This is a genomic window from Rhodococcus sp. IEGM 1305, from assembly GCF_030058635.1.
Taxonomy (GTDB): Bacteria; Actinomycetota; Actinomycetes; order Mycobacteriales; family Mycobacteriaceae; genus Rhodococcus_F; species Rhodococcus_F opacus_D.
Genome location: NZ_JASHKX010000001.1, coordinates 631826 through 648744, shown reverse-complemented (window position 1 = coordinate 648744; position 16919 = coordinate 631826). Strand labels below are relative to the sequence as shown.

The window sequence follows — 16919 nt, the reverse complement described above, 5'->3', positions numbered from 1 at the left end:
CCGCGGGACGTTAATAAGTACTCACGGGCGCGAAGCGCCTATGGGGGCCGCGTGCTTTCCGCGCTCGGACGCGGCGGCGTCGCGCGCTGCCCGCTCGGCGGCGGCCGCCTCGATGGCGATCGCGTGATCCACCGCGTGCGGCGCGATGCCGAGGTTGTCCAGAGTCTCCCACAGACTCGACAGGGCAGCCTTCGGGTCGAGGTAGTACTCCGACTCCCGGACGCGCCAGAACGTCCAGCCGCACCGTTTGAGTTCCTGCTCGCGTTCGAGGTCCGCGATCCGCTGTTCCGGGGTGGTCGAGAACGCGTCGCCGTCGCATTCGACGGCGAGTCTCATGGTGCCGCCGGTGACGACGAGGTCGATGCGCCGATTGTTCACCTCGACTTGCGAATTGACGTGGTAGCCGCGTTCGGCGATGTCGTTGAACACCCGCTGCTCGAGCAGATTGTCGAACGGCGGGATCCGGACGTCGCGGTCGACGTCCTGCGGCATGGGGTCGGCCGGCGCCGGCGACGTCGACATCATGTAGCTGAGCAGGGAGTTCCGCAGGTCGGCCCGCTTCAGTTCGTCGACGGTCACGGAGTGGAACAGCCACAGCTGGTCCTGCGCGCGTGACGCCGCGACGTTGAACCGCCGCTTGTACTGGTTCGCTGTCAGCGGTGCGAAGTTCTGCTCGGGTCCCACGACCATCGACAGGAAGACGACGCTTCGTTCGTCGCCCTGGAAGTCGGGCGGCGTCCCGACCCGCAGGCGCCGCTGCTCCCACTGTTCGATGCCGATGCGTTTGACGAGTTCGGTCCGGATGGCGTCGACCTGGGACTGCCCCTGCAACACGACGATTCCGAACGTCTTGCCGTCGTAGCGAGGGTCGACGAGGCATTCGATGAGCTGGTCGACGAGGGCGGCGGCCTCGACGTGGTTGGTGAGTGTCGCGTCCTTGCCTGACACGGTGGCCTCGGATACGTACGTATGTTTCAGCGGCGGAAGCCGGTCCGCGCCGAACTGCCGCACCGGGACCAGCGGCAGTTCGCCGTAGAATTGGGTGCTCGACCAGTTGATGATCTCGGGCATCGAGCGGAAGTGCTCGCGGAGCCGGACCACCTGACCGAAGCTGGTGCGCAGGATCGAGAACAGGCTCGACCGCGGCGTGAGCGTGGCCTGGACGTACTCCGGAAGGTCCGGCAGGTAGGCGTCGAGCCGCGTGAACACGTCGTCGAGGGTGCCGGTGGTGGGGATGTCGGCGGGTGCGCACTGCTTGTCGTCGCCGACGACGATCACCCGCGGCGCCAGCCACAGCAGGAACAGGTTGGTGATGTCGGCCTGGCTCGCCTCGTCGACGATGACGACGTCGAAGCTGCCCGGCACGGGCGGGATCGACGCGAGCACCTGCTGCAGCGGCATCACCCACGCGGGCACCGCGCCCTGCGCCTCGCCCATCGCGGATCGTGCTGCGCTGCGGTACTTCTCGGCGTACTTCCCGGCGCCGGCACCGATGCTGGAGATGTGCTCGCGGTACGTCTGCAGCGCCCGCACCTGATCTGCCGTCAGGTGTTCGAGGCAGTCGCGCCAGGCGGTGGCCGCCGCGAGCCGCGCCGTCAGGTGCGCGAGATCCGCGTCGACGGCGTTGAGTTCGGCTTCCAGTTCCTGCTCACGACCGGCACGGTGCTGCTCGGTGACCCATTGGCGGGCACGGCGCCACGCCCAGGCCTCCGACATCTGCCAGCTCATCTCGTCCCACTCGGTGAGCGCCGCCGTCCTGCGCACCAGTTCGTACAGCGCCGGGGCGACGGGTGAGAGTTTGTCGGACAGTTCGTCGAACAGCCGCTGATCCTGCTGCTCGACGCGGGCGATCGCGTACCGGGAGAGGGCATCCGACAGGGCCTCGTTGTCGGCCTGATCGAGTGCCGCCACCAGGGCGGTGCCTTCCGGCGACGGTCCCGCGTCGACCTCGGTGGAGACTGCCGAGACGATGGCGTCGAGTTCCGCACGGGCACTGTCCACGTCGGCGCGCGTGGTGATCGCTTCTGCGGCCCCGGCCACCGCGACGGCGTCCGCAAGAGTGCGGATCCGCGGCGCGTTCGGGGACAGCGCGAACAGTTCGCGGGCCAGCGCGTCGCGCGCGACGAGGAGGGCGCGCACCCGGGCCACCCGGCCGACGATCATGTTGAGGCTGTCGACCTGGACGGCACGGGAACCGTTCATGTCCACCGGAATCCGAAGGTCCGCCAGCAGGGTGGCGGCGGTCTGCGCGGCGTCGTGGGCGCGCAGGTGCTCGGTCACGAGCCGCACGGTGGCGGCGGTCGTGGCGGGTACACCGTCGACGGTGGCGTCGAGGCCGAGTTCTTCGACGGCCTTCTGCTCGTCGCTGCGACGGAAGCGCGTCTTCCACTCGACGGCGCCGGATTCCATCGCGACGGCGAGCGCACCGATCGCCTGCAGCGCGGGTCGGGTCATAACGACGCACTGGACGTCGTGCGCACCGATGTAGCGGTCGGCGGCCGCGGCCGCCTCGACGATCGCGGGCAGGGCGTCCAGACGACCCCACAGGTGCGTCGCCCGGCCGGAGAGGACGGTGTCGGCGAGGCCCTGGAACTGGCCGTCGAGGTCGAGGACGTCGTGTGCCCGCGCCTGCAATTCCTTGCAGTGCCGGCGCACCGTGTACGCCGTCTCGGGGTCGACACCCCCGAGGACCTCGAGCAGATGCGCCGACTGCGGGGTGTCGATGGGGACGCTGGTCGAGGCCCGCGAGCAGAGCCGTTCGAGTTCGGCCCGGTTGGGCAGCAGCGAGTCGAGCGCGGGAAGCGTCTGACGGGACCGCTGCGCCCGTTCGGGGGATGCGGTCACCGACAGCCGGCGCAGTGTCTCGACCTCGGTGCCGGTGAGGGGCGGCTGCTCGCTCAGCAGCGGACCGGGAAGCCACTCGAAGGCGTCCTGCAGACCCATGACCTTGCGGACGATGGTGGCGGCGGTGCCCTCGTAGCCGTCCGCGACAGCGTCGTGGAGGTAGGTCTCGGACTCGCGCAGCGCCTTCACCTGCTCGAGCACGACGGCCCGCTTCTGCACGGCCTCGTCCCGCTGGGCGCGGAGATCGGCGATCTTCTGGCCCTCGCTGTGCGGGTTGAACGACGACTTCCGTTCGGCGATCGTCGCGACGCTGCGGGTGAGCTCGTCGGAGCCGCCGCGGGACAGATCGGTGATGGAGACGCACAGTTCCTGCATCTCGGGCGGGAGCTTGTCCCTCAGCACCCGGAGCGCCTGCGCCTTCTCGCTCGTGACGAGCACCCGCTGGCCGCGCGCGAGCAGCGCCGACACCAGGTTGGCGATGGTGTGGGTCTTGCCCGTGCCGGGCGGCCCTTCGACCACCACTCCGCTGTCCCCGCCGAGCCGCTCGATGATCTGCGACTGCTCGGCGTTGGCCGGGAGCGGGAAGAGCGGGTCTTCGGCGAGCGTCGACGAGGTGGCAGCGCCGGTGCGCTCGAGCCACGACAGCCGGTCTGCCGGTTCGATCGCCTCGACCAGCTGCGCGAGCCCGAGCGGAACGGTCGCGCCGTCGCGTTCGAGGTGGGAGATCATCTGCTCGTAGTACTCGACCAGCGCGAAGGCACTGCGCTTGCGCAGGACCAGGGCGGGCGACAGTGTGAGGGTGCCGTCGGCGTCGGCGTCGGGTGGCCGGAGGCCGTCCCGCATCGTGACAGTCGTCATCAGCGACTTCGGCGCCCACTCCGCGAGCAGGGCGCGAACGCCGTCGCTCAGCGGCGACACGGCGGTGTCCTGCAGTTGCTTCTGCAGCGGCATCGCGTGCGCGCTGTCGTAGACGTCGAGTCCGATGAACAGCTGGGAGTCTTCGAGCCGGGGCTGGGAGCCCGCGATCAGCCGCACCAGCAGGTCGCCGGTCCGGGGATCGCGGTGGATGCTCGCCGACTGGGTGACCAGGTGGGTCTGGACGCCGTCCGGGCCGGCGCCCGCCAGGGTCAGCAGACCGGACGCGACGACGAGTTCGATCGACTCGGGTCGGGCGTTCAGCTCCTGCAGCATCCGCTGCAGCGACTGGTACAGATCGGCGTGCGGACGACGCTCACGGTCTGCCTTCGCCCACGCCTGCCAGCGCGGCACGTACGCGTCGAACGCCTGCCGGACGTCGTACGCGCGGCGCACGTCGTATTCCTCGTCGGAGTCCTCGGCGTAGGCGTCGGACGCGTTCAGTTCGATATCGGAACGCGAGCTGTCGGAGCGGGCCGCAGCGTCCACCCAGCCGGCCAGGACCGTGGGCAGTTCCGGCGGATCCTCGACGCCGATGAGGGGCACGCGCAGGACGATGTCGCCCTGCGCGGCGTCGGAATCGAGTTGGATCGTCCGGCCGTCCTGATGCAGCCATTCGACCTGTTCGTGCTGGTCGACGCGGAGAACCGGCTTCGTGCGAGCCCTGACGATCTCGCGCAGGAACTGCAGCAGGCGCTGGACGCGGCCTGCGAGCTCGGCGTCGTTTTCGGGACTCGACAATGTAAACCTCTGCGAATTCTCGGTGATGACGTGCGCTTGCCCCCGCCGTGCACACTATCGGGTCGAGGGGGTGAAGTTCGAGGCGTCATCCCCTGGCAGAGGGACTGGACGGTCGCTCGGGGTGCAGATCGGGCCTCCATTCGTACCGACCGGTCGCTACTATTCGTCCATCACGGTCCCGCGGATCACGACGCTCGCCGCGGTGATCGCGACCGACGCTGGGAGGTGGCTCCGTGACCCCAGGCCCCGGCGCCGGGGCCTGGGGTCACGGCGAGGACGGAGTGTTCAAGGACAGGCAGTGGTACGTGGACGGCTGGACGACGATGACACCCGGCGCTCCCCGCACGCTGACGAGCTTCCAGGACTGGACGCGCTCGTGCGAGCCCGGCGCGGCACAGGTGCTGCGTGATTTCTTCGACGCCGCCGGCGCCGAGGTGCGGGCCCGTGATGCGTGGACCCCGATCACGGCGGGGTTCACCGGCGGCGGCCAGTGCGGAACCCAGGGCGACCAGTACCAATTCGTTTCGGCGTCATCGTATGTCGACGTCGTGCAGTACCACGACTACGGCGCCGACGGCGTTCCGCTGCCCGGCGATCAGTGGAACGGCCTCGCCCGGCGCCTCGAACAGGCTGCGGCACTGGGCAAACCGCTCCTGTGGGCGTTCGTGCCCGACCCCCGGCCCGCCGACTGCACCTATGGTCTCCGCCCGCCGACAAGGGACGTGGTGGGCCAGTTCGGGAGCTGGGGATCCGGCACCGCCCCCGACGACACGTAGTCGTGGATCGTCAGGCCCAGGAGACGGATTCTTCGGGGTCGAGCCTGGGCAGCCGGTCGAACCAGGGGTTCTCGCCCGGGTGGCCGATGTTGACCACGAGGGTCGAATGCCACTGGCCGTCGGGGAAGAACTCCTTGTCGATTCCCTCGGCGTCGAATCCGGCCATCGGGCCGGCCGTCAGACCCAGCGACCGCACGGCGAGGATGAAGTAGCCGGCCTGAAGGGCGGCGTTGAAGTCCCCGGTCTGCTTGCGCATCGGTTCGTTCGCCTCGAACACGTCGCGGAGTTCGGGACGGAATGGCAGCAGTGCCGGGATGTGGTCGTGGAAACGTGGGTCGACCGCGAGGACGGCGACGGCGGGCGCCGAGGCGGTCTTCGCCTTGTTTCCCTCGTTCATGTGCTCGACCAGACGAGCGCGGCCCTCGTCGGTGCGCACGAACAGGACCCGGAGCGGCTGCGTGTTGGCCGCCGTGGGCGCCCAGCGCGCGAGTTCCCAGATCTGCGCGAGTTCGTCGTCGCTCACCGGGGTCGGAGCGAAGCTGTTCGCGGTGCGCGCCTCCGTGTAAAGCAGCGCCCGTGCCGCCTCGTCGAGTCCTCTACCTGTAGAGATTGCGTGGCTCATCGACTCCCTTTCTGCTTGTTACTTCTAAAATACTAGTTGCAGGGCCGATGCTAGCACCATTGATAGGGTGGAGGCGTGGCTGACGACGGCGAAGTGACGCACGAACCCCGTGCCTGCGACGCGGCACTCGCCCGCGCCTTCACGTTCCTCGGCAAGCGCTGGAACGGTGTGATCCTCGGCGTGCTGATGGAGGGACCGTCCACGTTCTCCGAGCTACGCCGCGGAGTGGGCGGTATCAGCGATTCGGTGCTGTCCGACCGGCTCGCCGAACTGGCCGCGGCCGGACTCGTCCTGCGCTCGGTGGAGGAGGGCCCACCGGTCTCGGTCGCGTACGAACTCACGCCAGCCGGCCGGGCGCTCCTGCCGTCCCTGAACGCCCTGACGGCCTGGGCGCGCGAGAATCTACCGGCATAGCCGGATTCTGGCGACGAAGACGCGGACGGTCAGCGTCCGCCGCGTCGCAGGGTCACGCGATACGTGTAGTGCTCGGGCAGGAAGTAGCTGACCGCCAACTCGACGGTCCGCCCCTCCGAATCGGAATAGAGGCGGTCCACCCGCAGCATCGAATGGCCCTCGGGGCAGCCGAGTTCGCGGGCCACGTCCGCGGGGGCGGGCGCGACCGTGATCGATTGCGCCGCCTCGACGATGGGGCTGCGCAGGTGCGGCTCCAGCAGACCGATGATCGTGTACGCGCTGACGGCGCCCTCGGACATCTCGGGCGCGTCGACGACGAGCCGGGCGATCTCGTCGGGAAGGTACACGGTGGTCAGCACGAACGGGGTGTCGTCGTGGCGTCGCCGGAACACGACCGTGTGGACGAGGTCCGTGTCGAGGCGGAGCCTGCTCGCGGCCTCGATGTCGACCCGGCGGCGCAGCGGAGAGACCACCTCCATGGTGGTGTCCGTGGACAGATTCATCAGATCCTCGATCGACCCCAGCTGACGCAGGTATCGGCCGTCGGACTCCGCTGCGAACGTCCCGCGTCCCGGGACCCGGTAGACGATGCCCTCGGCTACCAGGTCCTGGAATGCGCGTCGCACGGTCTGCCGGCTCACGCCGTGCTGTTCCGCGAGCTCGAATTCGGTAGGGAGCTTGAGGCCGCCGCGGTACTTGCCCGCGGCTATGTGCTCACGGAGCTGCTTCGACACCAGCTGGTACGCCGGCTCCGTCTCTCGTTCTCTTTCCCTACCGTTCATCGCGCACCGATCCTACGTGCAGGTTGCCGGACTACAGACCGCCTCGCGACACGAGTTGCGAGACGATGACGTTGCGCTGGATCTCGTTGGTGCCCTCACCGACGATCATCAGCGGGGCGTCCCGGAAGTACCGCTCGACGTCGTACTCGGTGGAATAGCCGTAGCCGCCGTGGATGCGCACCGCGTTCAGGGCGATGTCCATCGCCACCTCCGACGCATACAGCTTCGCCATCCCGGCCTCCATGTCGCACCGATCACCGCTGTCGTACTGCTCGGCCGCATGCCAGGTCAGCTGCCGGGCCGCGGTCAGCTTGGTCGCCATGTCCGCGAGGTAGTTGCCGATCGACTGGTGCTTCCAGATCGGCTTGCCGAAGCTCTCCCGCTGCTGCGCGTAGGCGAGGGAGTCCTCGAGCGCCGCCGTGGCCACACCCAGGGCCCGGCAGGCCACCTGGATGCGGCCGGTCTCGAGGCCCTTCATCATCTGCGCGAACCCCTTGCCCGGGGTCCCGCCGAGAATCGCGTCCGACGAGATCCGGTAGCCGTCGAACGACAGCTCACAGGTTTCGACGCCCTTGTAGCCGAGCTTGGGCAGATCCCGCGACACCGTCAGACCGGGACCGTGCTCGACCAGGACGATCGAAATCCCCTTGTGCTTGGGGGACGCGGCCGGATCGGTCTTGCACAGCAGCGCGATCAGCCCGGACCGGCGGGCGTTGGAGATCCACGTCTTCGAACCGGTGATCACCAGGTCATCGCCGTCGGACTTGGCGTTGGTGGACATCGCCTGCAGATCCGACCCGCCGCCGGGCTCGGTCAGCGCCATCGTGGCCCGGATCTCACCGGTCGCCATCTTCGGCAGATACTGCCGCTTCTGCTCCTCGGTGCCGTACAGCGACAGCAGCTTCGCCACGACGGTGTGCCCGCCCATCGCCCCGGCCAGGCTCATCCACCCGCGGGCCAATTCCTGGGTCACCTGCGCATAACAGGGCATCGACACCGGTGATCCGCCGTACTCCTCCGGAACCGCCAGACCGTAGATCCCGATCTGCTTCATCTGCTCGATCCACTTCTCGGGGTACTCGTTGGCGTGCTCCACCGCCTGCACCGTCGGCTTCACGTCGCGGTCGACGAAGGCGCGCACCGTCTCGACCAGGTACGCCTCTTCCTCGTTCAGCTTGCCCATCACTCCACCTCGCACTCGCACAGCATTTGTACGGCCATAATCCGACAATGTCTGCTTAAAGTCAACGATCGGTCTTGACATGACGGCTACGCCGCTGCCAGCATCAGCAGCGCAGCCCTACCGGGCTGGCCGTACATATCCAGCCCGAACCGGGCTCCCGGACCCTAGGAATGAAGCATCGTGCAGAACCTCACCCGCAGGCGCGCCGTTCTGGTGGCCCCCGGATCCGACGAACGCAAGGCCGTCAAGGCGCTCGCGTCGACCGCCGACGAGGTGGTCCTCGACCTCGAGGACGCCGTCGCCTCGGCCAGGAAGTCCGACGCCCGCGACCTCGTGCGCCGTCTCGTGCGCGAGTCCGACGGCTCCCGGGCCGTCTCGGTCCGCATCAACGCACTGACCACACCGTGGGCCGAGGACGACCTCGCCCTGTGCGCTTCCCTCGGTGCCGCTCTCACGAGCATCGTGGTTCCCAAGGCGGAGACGGCGCAGGATCTGGCGCACGCCGATCAGGCTCTCGCCGGCACCGACATCGGGTTGCAGGCTCTCGTCGAAACTCCGGTCGGCGTGCAGAACATCGGCGACATCACCCGGTCCGTCGCCCGGCTCGAGTCCGTCATCATCGGCTACGCCGATCTCGGGGCGGCTCTGGGCCGTTCCCGATCCGCTCTCCCCGAGCACTGGCTCGCGATCCAGGACGGCGTCCTCGTCGCCGCCCGCGCCGCAGGCATCCAGGCGATCGACGGACCCTTCCTCGGTATCGCCGACGACGACGCCTTCCGCCACTCGGCCGCATGGACCAGCGCACTCGGGTTCGACGGGAAATGGGTCATCCACCCCGCCCAGGTCGAATCGGCCGCTTCAGCCTTCACCCCCACCGACACCGCAGTCGAGGACGCGCGCCGTGTGATCGACGCACTCGCCGCCGCCGAGGCCGCGGGCAGCGGGGCCGCGCAACTCGACGGGCAGATGCTCGACGAGGCCGTCGCGGTGGCCGCACGACGGGTCCTCGCCCAGGTAGGTGCGCAGTGACGATCACGCAGACCTACGTCGGTGGACCGTACTTCGACGAACTCGAGGTGGGGCAGGTGTTCGACACCGCCCCCGCCGTCACCCTGACCAGCGGCCTCGCCGCCGCCCATCAGGCCATCCTCGGCGACCGCCTGCGGCTGCCCCTCGACGCGCACCTGGCCCGGGCCGTCACCGGATCCGGGGACGCCGTGGCGAATCCCGGCCTCGTCTGCGACGTCGCCATCGGACAGTCCACGCTCGCCACCCACCACGTGAAGGCCAACCTTTTCTACCGCGGCCTCCGATTCCACCACTTCCCGCACCTCGGTGACACCCTGTACACCCGCACCGAAGTGGTGGGCCTGCGCGAGAATTCGGCGAAGCCGGGACGCAAACCCACCGGGCTGGCGGCACTCCGGATGACGTCGACGGACCAGGACGGCCGCACTGTCCTCGACTTCTACCGCTGCGCCATGCTCCCGCTGAGCGAGAACCCCGACGAGGACCGCGTCCGCAAGTCCGACGACCTGTCCGCGATCGGTCCGCAGACCGAGCAGGCCTTCGCCGCCCCGGAGGGCTGGGACCTCGCCCGCTACCGCGACAAGGTTCCCGGACAGCACTTCTCGACCGACCTCGCCGGCGCGGTCCTGCGGAGCAGCGGCGACGTGGTCTCGAGCGCCCCCGAACTGGCGCGCCTCACCCTCAACATCGCGGCCACCCATCACGACGAACGGGTCGGCGCGGACGGACGGCTCGTCTACGGCGGCCACACCATCGGCATCGCGCTCGGGCAGGCCACGCGCGCGCTGCCCAACCTCGTCACGGTCCTGGGCTGGAAGTCCTGCGACCACACCGGTCCCGTCCACGAGGGTGACACCCTCACCAGCGACCTCGAGATCGAGAGCGCCGAGGCGTTGCCCGGCGGTGGCGGAGTTCTGCATCTGCGTTCACTCGTGTTCGCGCACAACGCCGCAGCGTCCGACGTTCCCGTCCTCGACTGGCGTTTCACCGCCCTCATGGCCTGACCTCCACCATCAAGGAGCTTCTCTCGTGACTGCCCACACTCCCCTTGCCGGACTTCGGATCGTCGAGGTCTCCAGCTTCGTCGCGTCGCCCCTGTGCGGGCTGACGCTGTCTCAACTGGGGGCCGAGGTGATCCGGGTCGACCCCATCGGCGGTTCCGCCTGCTACAAGCGCTGGCCGGTCACGAGTGACGGTGAGAGCATCTACTGGACCGGCCTCAACCGCGGCAAGCGGTCCGTGGCCGTCGACATGCGCAGCCCCGAGGGGCAGCAGCTCGTCCAGCAACTGGTCGCGGCCCCCTGTGCGGGTGGCGGAATTCTCGTCACCAACTCCGGTGGTCGTGACTGGCTCACCCACGACGCGCTCAGGGCCCTACGCCCCGACGTCATCACCCTCGAAGTCCTCGGCGGCACCGACGGCTCCCCCGCCGTCGACTACACCGTCAACGCGGGGCTCGGTTTCCCGTCCATCACCGGTCCCACCGATCATGCCGGTGTCGTCAACCACGTCCTGCCCGCGTGGGACGTGGTGTGTGGGCTGTATGCCGCGCTGGCCGTCGCGGCCGCCGTCCGGCACCGCGACGCCACCGGCGAGGGCACCCACATCCGCCTGCCGCTCGAGGACGTCGCGCTCGCCACCGCCGGCACGCTGGGCTACCTCACCGAAGTCCAGATCAACGGCACCGGCAGGCCGGCGACCGGAAACTCCGTCTACGGCACGTACGGAACGGATTTCACCACCAGCGACGGCGAACGGTTCATGATCGTCGCCCTCACCCCGCGCCACTTCCGTGACCTGGTCGCCGTCACCGGAACCACGGCCGCCGTGGAGGCACTCGCCACCGCACTCGACGTCGACTTCGCGCGCGACACCGATCGCTTCACCCACCGCGACGTCCTCACCGCCCTGTTCGCCCGCTGGTTCCGCGAACACACCGCGGCCGAAGTGGCCGAGGCGCTCTCGAAGACGTCCGTGCTCGCCGAGCGCTATCGCACCTTCGAGGAAGTCGTGAAGTCCGGGGAGCTCGAGAAGAACCCGATGTTCGCCCCCCTCGATCAGCCGCGCATCGGCACCTACCTCGCCTCCGGGCATCCGGCGTCGTTCGACGGCCATCACAGCACCGTCGCACCCGCCTCCGCAGTCGGCGACGACACCGGCAGCGTGCTCCGGGACCTCCTCGGCAGCTCCGACTCCGACATCGCCAAACTCCTCGACAGCGGCATCGTCGGGGGGAAGTAACGCCTCGACGACGCGACGCTGCGGAAAGCGTGGTTCCGCAGCGTCGCTCGTGAGACTGGCGTCAGCCGAGTTCGTACACCTGGCCGGTGTGAATTCCGTGCACTGATTTGACGAAGGCACGTGCTACGTCGGCGACGAAGGGCAGCCCCCGGAGAACCAGTTCGATCTGCCCGAGCAGTTTGTCGTCGAAGCCCGGCCGGAAGTCGGCCGAGGTGGTGTCGCCGAACGACGGGAACGGGGTGACGCCCGCGACGCTCACCACGGCGTCGACGGTGCCGACTCGGTCGTACACGCGGTCGATCGACCGTCGGTCGCGCAGGTCCACGTCGAGAGCGCTGGACCGCGACGCGACGATCACCTCGTTCTGCGAGTTCAGCGCGTCGGCGACGAATGCGCCGCTCCGAGCCCGACCTGTTGCCTGCTCGACGAGCCGGCGACGGTCCTCGATCTGGCGGCACGTGAACAGCTTCCGACATCGCTTGACGATGTGCGCGCCCAGGACCCCGACCGCGCCGGCATTCTCGTTACTCATCGTCTCGCGGAGATTCCAACTACGGCCACACCTGCCGTTCTCGTGCGGGAGGGTGTCATAGTCGCGCACACGGTACCCGAAACCGTGGACTGACTGGGCGCACAGAGGTGGGCCGACCGCTCGGGCAGCCCACCTGCACCAGCGTCTGTGGGGACTAGTGGTGTGTGAATACCGGTGACCGCTTCTCCACGAACGCGGCCATGCCTTCCTTCTGGTCCTCGGTGGCGAAGGTGGAGTGGAAGACCCGCCGTTCGAAGCGGATCCCTTCGGTGAGGGTGGTCTCGAATGCCCGGTTGACTGCTTCCTTCGCCATCATCGCGACGGGCAGTGACATCTCGGCGGTGGTGGTGGCCGTCTTCAGTGCTTCGTCGAATAGTTCGGCGGCAGGGACGATCCGGGACACGAGTCCGGCGCGTTCGGCTTCCTCGGCGTCCATGGTGCGGCCGGTCAGGCACAGTTCCATGGCCTTCGCCTTGCCGATGGCGCGAGTGAGTCGCTGTGAGCCGCCGATGCCGGGGATGACGCCGAGCTTGATCTCAGGCTGACCGAACTTGGCGGTGTCGGCGGCGAGGAGGATGTCGCACATCATTGCCAGCTCGCAGCCGCCGCCGAGGGCGTATCCCGCGACTGCGGCGATGATGGGTTTGCGCGCGGCGGCGATGCGGTCGCCGATGGAGAAGAAGTCGTCCAGGTAGACGTCCATGTACGACTTGGTTTGCATCTCCTTGATGTCGGCGCCGGCGGCGAACGCGCGGTCGGAGCCGGTGACGAGGATGGCCCCGATGTCGCTGTCGGCGTCGAGCTCTTCGACGGCGGAGACGAGTTCGCGTAGAAGCTGGGTGTTCAACGCGTTGAGTGCTTTCGGGCGGTTGAGGGTGATGATCCCGACCCGGCCTTTGCGGTCGAGGAGGATGGTGTCGTAGTCGGTCACTGGTTGTCTCCGGTTGTGGTGGGTGGGGTGAGCCCGAGTTCGAGGTCGCCGAGTGGGGCGAAGAACGCGTCGACCCGCGCCGGGTCGACCTCCTCGATCGTGGCGGGCGACCACTGCGGGTTGCGGTCCTTGTCCACGACCTGCGCCCGGATGCCCTCGACGAGGTCGGGCGAGCTCAGGCAGGCGACGGACACCCGGAACTCGTCATTGAGTACTTCCTCGAGGCTGCCGGCCTGCCGTGCGCGGCGCAGCGATGTCAGGGTGACCGCGCACGCGGTCGGCGACTTCGCCCGCACCTGCTCGGCCGCCTTCTGAGCCTCGGGCACCCCACTGGCCTGCAGCCGGGCGACGATGTCGGCGACACTGTCGGCCGAGTACGCGGCGTCGATCCAGCCCTGCTGGCCCAGCAACTCCGAGACCGGTGCCGGTTCGGTGAACTGTGCGAGCGCCTCCTGAACCGACGTGGCCGACAGCGCGTCGAGGAACTGCTCGATCTTCTCCGACGGGATGAAGTGGTCGGCGAACCCGCACGCGATCGCGTCGCCGGCACTGAGCCGGGCGGTCGTCAGGGCGATATGGGTGCCCAACTCGCCCGGGGTGCGGGCGAGCAGGTAGGTGCCCCCGACATCGGGGACGAAACCGATCCCGGTCTCGGGCATCCCGATCATCGACCGCTCGGTGACGATCCGCACGCTGCCGTGCGCCGACACCCCGACCCCGCCGCCCATCACGATGCCGTCCATGATCGCCACATACGGTTTGCCGTAGCCCGCGATGGCCGCGTTGAGGATGTACTCCTCGCGCCAGAACTCCCGCGAACCGGTGCCCCCGTCCTTGGCGTCGTGGTAGATCGAGACGATGTCGCCGCCGGCGCACAGGCCACGCTCCCCGGCACCGGTGATCACCACCGCCCGCACCTCGTCGTCGCCGGACCATTCGGTCAGGGCCGCCGCGATCTGCCGCACCATCGCATGGTTGAGGGCGTTGATCGCCTTGGGCCGATTGAGCACGATGCGGCCAAGCCCGTCCCGCTTCTCGACAATTACCTCAGATTCAGAATTCACGTAGGTCACCCTGCCGTTCCGCTATTTCCGACGACGCTGCGGGCGATGACCACCCGCATGATCTCGTTGCTGCCTTCGAGGATCTGGTGGACGCGCAGGTCCCGGACGATCTTCTCGATTCCGTACTCGGCAAGATAGCCGTAACCGCCGTGCAGTTGCAGCGCCTTGTTGGCCACCTCGAAACCGGTGTCGGTGGCGAAGCGTTTGGCCATCGCACACAGTTCGACGACATCGGGAGCGCCGTCCTCGAGCGCGGCCGCCGCCCGCCACAGCAGGGTGCGGGCCGCCTCCAGTTCGGTGCGCATGTCGGCGAGCTGAAACTGCAGCGCCTGCGAGTCGATCAGCGGCGACCCGAACGCCTTCCGGTCCGTCAGGTAGGCGATGGCCCGCTCCAACGCGGTCTGCGCGCCGCCCACCGAGCACGCCGCGATGTTGAGCCGGCCACCGTTGAGGCCGGCCATCGCGATCCGGAAGCCACCGCCCTCGGAACCGAGCAGATTCGCCGCCGGCACCCGCACGTCCTCGAAGATCACCTGACGGGTGGGCTGGGCGTTCCAGCCCATCTTCACCTCGTTCGGCCCGAAGGACAGACCCGGCGACCCCTTCGGGACGATGAACGCCGAAATCCCCCGCGGCCCGCCCTCCCCGGTGCGGGCCATCACCACGTACACCTCGGACGTGCCGGCACCGGAGATGAACTGCTTGACCCCGTTCAACACGTAGTCGTCGCCGTCGCGGACCGCCCGGGTACTCAGCGCCGCCGCATCCGAACCGGCGCCCGGCTCGGTCAGGCAGTAACTGCCCAGCTGATCCATCGAACACAACCCCGGCACCCACGCGTGACGCTGCTCGTCGGTGCCGAACCTGTCGATCATCCACGTGACCATGTTGTGGATGGAAATGTAGGCGGCGATCGACGGGCACCCCTTCGCGAGCTGCTCGAAGATGCGGGCGGCGTCGACACGAGTGAGCTCGGATCCACCCACGTCCTCGCGGATGTAGATCCCACCCATCCCCAACGACGCCGCCTTACGCAGGACGTCCACGGGGAAGTGCTTGGCCTGATCCCATTCCACGGCGTGCGGCGCGAGATGCTCGGCCGCGAAATCGCGGGCAGTGTCGCTGATCGCCCGCTCGTCATCGGTCAAGGTGAACATATAGACCCTTTCAGATCGGGGAAGTTGGAAGTACTATAGTTGGACATCCACGCAAATTGCCAGTGGGTGTGACCCACTCCAAACCGGAACCGCTTCGACACGGGAAGTGCCGACACAGTCCCGTCCACCTGAACGCGAGTTTCGCGAAATACACACTCAGGGTGTTTATTCGATGCCCATTCCGGACAACTAGGAGGCTTCCGGTGGCCACCGCGCAACCACCCCACTCGGCGCCGGCTGCCGACTCTGTGGCGCCGTACACGTCGCTGATCGCCGCCGTCCTGCAGACGCAGAAGCTGATCAGCCATCAACTCAACTCTGCGTTGCGTCCGCTCGGGCTGTCCTTCGCCCGGTACGAGGTATTGGCGATGCTGGTCGCCGCGCACGGCCCACTGCCGATGGTGCGGATCGTCCGCGCTCTGGACAGGCATCCCACCACCATCGGAACGCTGATCGACGGGCTCGAAGGTTCCGGATTGGCCTTACGGACGATCAATCGCGCCGATCGCCGTTCGACCCTCGTCACGATCACCGACAAGGGTCGCGAAGTGGCAACCTCGGCGACCCGCGCCCTCGATGCCGTCGCCCTCGCGGACCCGAAGGTCATGCACCGTCTCCACGAGGACCTGCAACAGCTCCTCTCGGCCACCCGACGTGCATCGACCGCTGCACCGGGCGGACGCCACACCACGGCGGTCGAGCTATCAGGAGGCCGGCCGTGATCGACGCACGCAACATCCGCTCGGATGACCTTCGGTACCTGCTCGCCGTCGCGCGAACCGGTCGCCGCCAATCCGCGGCACTGGACTTGGGTGTCGACCACACCACCGTCTCGCGGCGAATACGCGCCCTCGAGAAGGCCCTGGGTGTCCGTCTGCTGCAGCGCAGTGCCGACAGCTGGGAGCTGACCGATGTCGGCCGATCGATCGCGGAGAAAGCACGACTGATCGAGGAAGCCGTTCAGGAAACCGCCGACGTGGTCCTCGGGATCAGTGAGAATGCACTCCGAGGAACCATCCGGATCACCGCCCCGGACGGATTCGGATCGTTGTTCGTCGCTCCCGCACTGGCCAAGCTGCGAATGAGTCACCCACACCTTGTCGTCGAGTTGATCACCGATACAAGGCAATTGAATCTCTATCAATCAGGGTTCGACCTCGCGGTCGCGGTGGGCACACCGATCACCAGTCGGCTGGTCTCCGAACGTGTGTGCCAGTACTCGCTCGGGTTGTACGGCAGCGAGGAGTACTTTCGCGAGCACGGCGAACCCGGCAGTCTGGACGAGCTGACAGCGCACCCGCTGGTCTTCTTCGTCGACTCCTTGCTGCAGGTCGGGGATCTCGACTTGAGCCGGCATCTACCCGGTGTCGCGGCAAAGTTCATGTCCACCAACATCTTCGCTCATGTTGCTGCCACGCGTTCCGGCGGCGGCATCGGGCTGTTGCCGGCGTTCATGGCGGACCAGCACGCCGATCTGCGCAGGATCTTGCCCGATGCCGTCGATGTTCGGCTCGCCTTCTCCCTGGCCGCGCGCCGCGAAAGCCTCACCAATCCCGCGGTCCAGGCAGTCCGGCAGGCGATTCAGGAAGAGGCGCGCAGTCGGCGAGACGAACTGGTCCCCACTGTGTAGTTGCCGGGCGCACCAGGGGCGGCGCCGCAGGACGCAGACTCCTGCAACGCCGCTGACC

14 protein-coding genes and 1 pseudogene are annotated in these 16919 nt (G+C 68.1%); 7 read left to right on the top strand and 8 right to left on the bottom strand.

All coding sequences use genetic code 11. The features are described 5' to 3' along the window. Nucleotides 1-21: 21 nt before the first annotated feature. Nucleotides 22-4500, bottom strand: coding sequence for a PDDEXK-like endonuclease domain-containing protein (locus QM693_RS02940; protein ID WP_283351327.1), 4479 nt, complete (start codon nt 4498-4500; stop codon nt 22-24). Between the two features lie 263 nt (nt 4501-4763). Here QM693_RS02940 and QM693_RS02935 point away from each other — a divergent pair. Beyond that, nucleotides 4764-5276 (top strand): annotated as a pseudogene (locus QM693_RS02935) (beta-mannosidase); the annotation flags it as partial. 10 nt (nt 5277-5286) lie between these two features. Here the strand turns inward: QM693_RS02935 and QM693_RS02930 are convergent. After that, a complete protein-coding gene (locus QM693_RS02930; RefSeq protein ID WP_283351326.1) occupies nt 5287-5898 on the bottom strand; it encodes a malonic semialdehyde reductase in 612 nt (203 codons plus the stop codon). 75 nt (nt 5899-5973) lie between these two features. Here QM693_RS02930 and QM693_RS02925 point away from each other — a divergent pair, with 75 nt between their 5' ends. After that, nucleotides 5974-6312: a winged helix-turn-helix transcriptional regulator gene (locus tag QM693_RS02925; protein ID WP_009475646.1), complete on the top strand. Its 339-nt coding sequence runs from the start codon at nt 5974-5976 to the stop codon at nt 6310-6312. A gap of 29 nt (nt 6313-6341) precedes the next feature. On the opposite strand, the gene QM693_RS02920 is transcribed toward QM693_RS02925, so the two are convergent. Further along, nucleotides 6342-7094: a GntR family transcriptional regulator gene (locus QM693_RS02920; RefSeq protein WP_007301678.1), complete on the bottom strand. Its 753-nt coding sequence runs from the start codon at nt 7092-7094 to the stop codon at nt 6342-6344. A gap of 31 nt (nt 7095-7125) precedes the next feature. Further along, nucleotides 7126-8277: an acyl-CoA dehydrogenase family protein gene (locus QM693_RS02915; protein WP_283351325.1), complete on the bottom strand. Its 1152-nt coding sequence runs from the start codon at nt 8275-8277 to the stop codon at nt 7126-7128. Nucleotides 8278-8457: 180 nt separating this feature from the next. Here QM693_RS02915 and QM693_RS02910 point away from each other — a divergent pair, with 180 nt between their 5' ends. The 3 genes from QM693_RS02910 to QM693_RS02900 are packed head-to-tail and all read left to right on the top strand — an operon-like array spanning nt 8458 to nt 11547. Continuing rightward, nucleotides 8458-9306: an HpcH/HpaI aldolase/citrate lyase family protein gene (locus QM693_RS02910; RefSeq protein WP_283351324.1), complete on the top strand. Its 849-nt coding sequence runs from the start codon at nt 8458-8460 to the stop codon at nt 9304-9306. Beyond that, on the top strand, nt 9303-10310 hold the full coding sequence (locus QM693_RS02905) for a MaoC family dehydratase (RefSeq protein ID WP_283351323.1): 1008 nt from the start codon (nt 9303-9305) through the stop codon (nt 10308-10310). Before QM693_RS02910 ends, QM693_RS02905 begins: the two co-directional genes overlap by 4 nt. 25 nt (nt 10311-10335) lie before the next feature. Further along, nucleotides 10336-11547, top strand: coding sequence for a CoA transferase (locus QM693_RS02900; protein ID WP_283351322.1), 1212 nt, complete (start codon nt 10336-10338; stop codon nt 11545-11547). A gap of 61 nt (nt 11548-11608) precedes the next feature. Here the strand turns inward: QM693_RS02900 and QM693_RS02895 are convergent, their stop codons facing one another. The 4 genes from QM693_RS02895 to QM693_RS02875 all read right to left on the bottom strand — a co-directional run bounded on the left by QM693_RS02895 (nt 11609) and on the right by QM693_RS02875 (nt 15231). Further along, on the bottom strand, nt 11609-12079 hold the full coding sequence (locus tag QM693_RS02895; RefSeq protein WP_502942579.1) for a Rossmann-fold NAD(P)-binding domain-containing protein: 471 nt from the start codon (nt 12077-12079) through the stop codon (nt 11609-11611). A gap of 154 nt (nt 12080-12233) precedes the next feature. Continuing rightward, the gene (locus QM693_RS02885; protein WP_283351321.1) at nt 12234-13010 is read right to left on the bottom strand and encodes an enoyl-CoA hydratase; all 777 of its coding nucleotides are present in this window, start codon (nt 13008-13010) and stop codon (nt 12234-12236) included. Then, nucleotides 13007-14074, bottom strand: coding sequence for an enoyl-CoA hydratase/isomerase family protein (locus QM693_RS02880; protein WP_283351320.1), 1068 nt, complete (start codon nt 14072-14074; stop codon nt 13007-13009). The genes QM693_RS02885 and QM693_RS02880 overlap by 4 nt, the downstream gene beginning before the upstream one ends. Nucleotides 14075-14079: 5 nt before the next feature. After that, entirely contained in the window at nt 14080-15231 is a 1152-nt protein-coding gene (locus tag QM693_RS02875) for an isobutyryl-CoA dehydrogenase (protein ID WP_283351319.1), read from the bottom strand. Between the two features lie 203 nt (nt 15232-15434). Between QM693_RS02875 and QM693_RS02870 the strand changes: the two genes are divergently transcribed. Both QM693_RS02870 and QM693_RS02865 read left to right on the top strand, forming a co-directional pair. After that, a complete protein-coding gene (locus tag QM693_RS02870) occupies nt 15435-15953 on the top strand; it encodes a MarR family winged helix-turn-helix transcriptional regulator (protein ID WP_280781154.1) in 519 nt (172 codons plus the stop codon). Beyond that, entirely contained in the window at nt 15950-16861 is a 912-nt protein-coding gene (locus tag QM693_RS02865) for a LysR family transcriptional regulator (RefSeq protein ID WP_283332171.1), read from the top strand. Before QM693_RS02870 ends, QM693_RS02865 begins: the two co-directional genes overlap by 4 nt. Nucleotides 16862-16919: the final 58 nt, after the last annotated feature.

Excerpts from the sequence above, each read along its gene's own strand:
- QM693_RS02875 (WP_283351319.1), bottom strand. The coding sequence starts at position 15,231 with ATGTTCACCTTGACCGATGACGAGCGGGCGATCAGCGACACTGCCCGC.
- QM693_RS02930 (WP_283351326.1), bottom strand. The coding sequence starts at position 5,898 with ATGAGCCACGCAATCTCTACAGGTAGAGGACTCGACGAGGCGGCACGG.
- QM693_RS02920 (WP_007301678.1), bottom strand. The coding sequence starts at position 7,094 with ATGAACGGTAGGGAAAGAGAACGAGAGACGGAGCCGGCGTACCAGCTG.
- QM693_RS02915 (WP_283351325.1), bottom strand. The coding sequence starts at position 8,277 with ATGGGCAAGCTGAACGAGGAAGAGGCGTACCTGGTCGAGACGGTGCGC.
- QM693_RS02895 (WP_502942579.1), bottom strand. The coding sequence starts at position 12,079 with ATGAGTAACGAGAATGCCGGCGCGGTCGGGGTCCTGGGCGCGCACATC.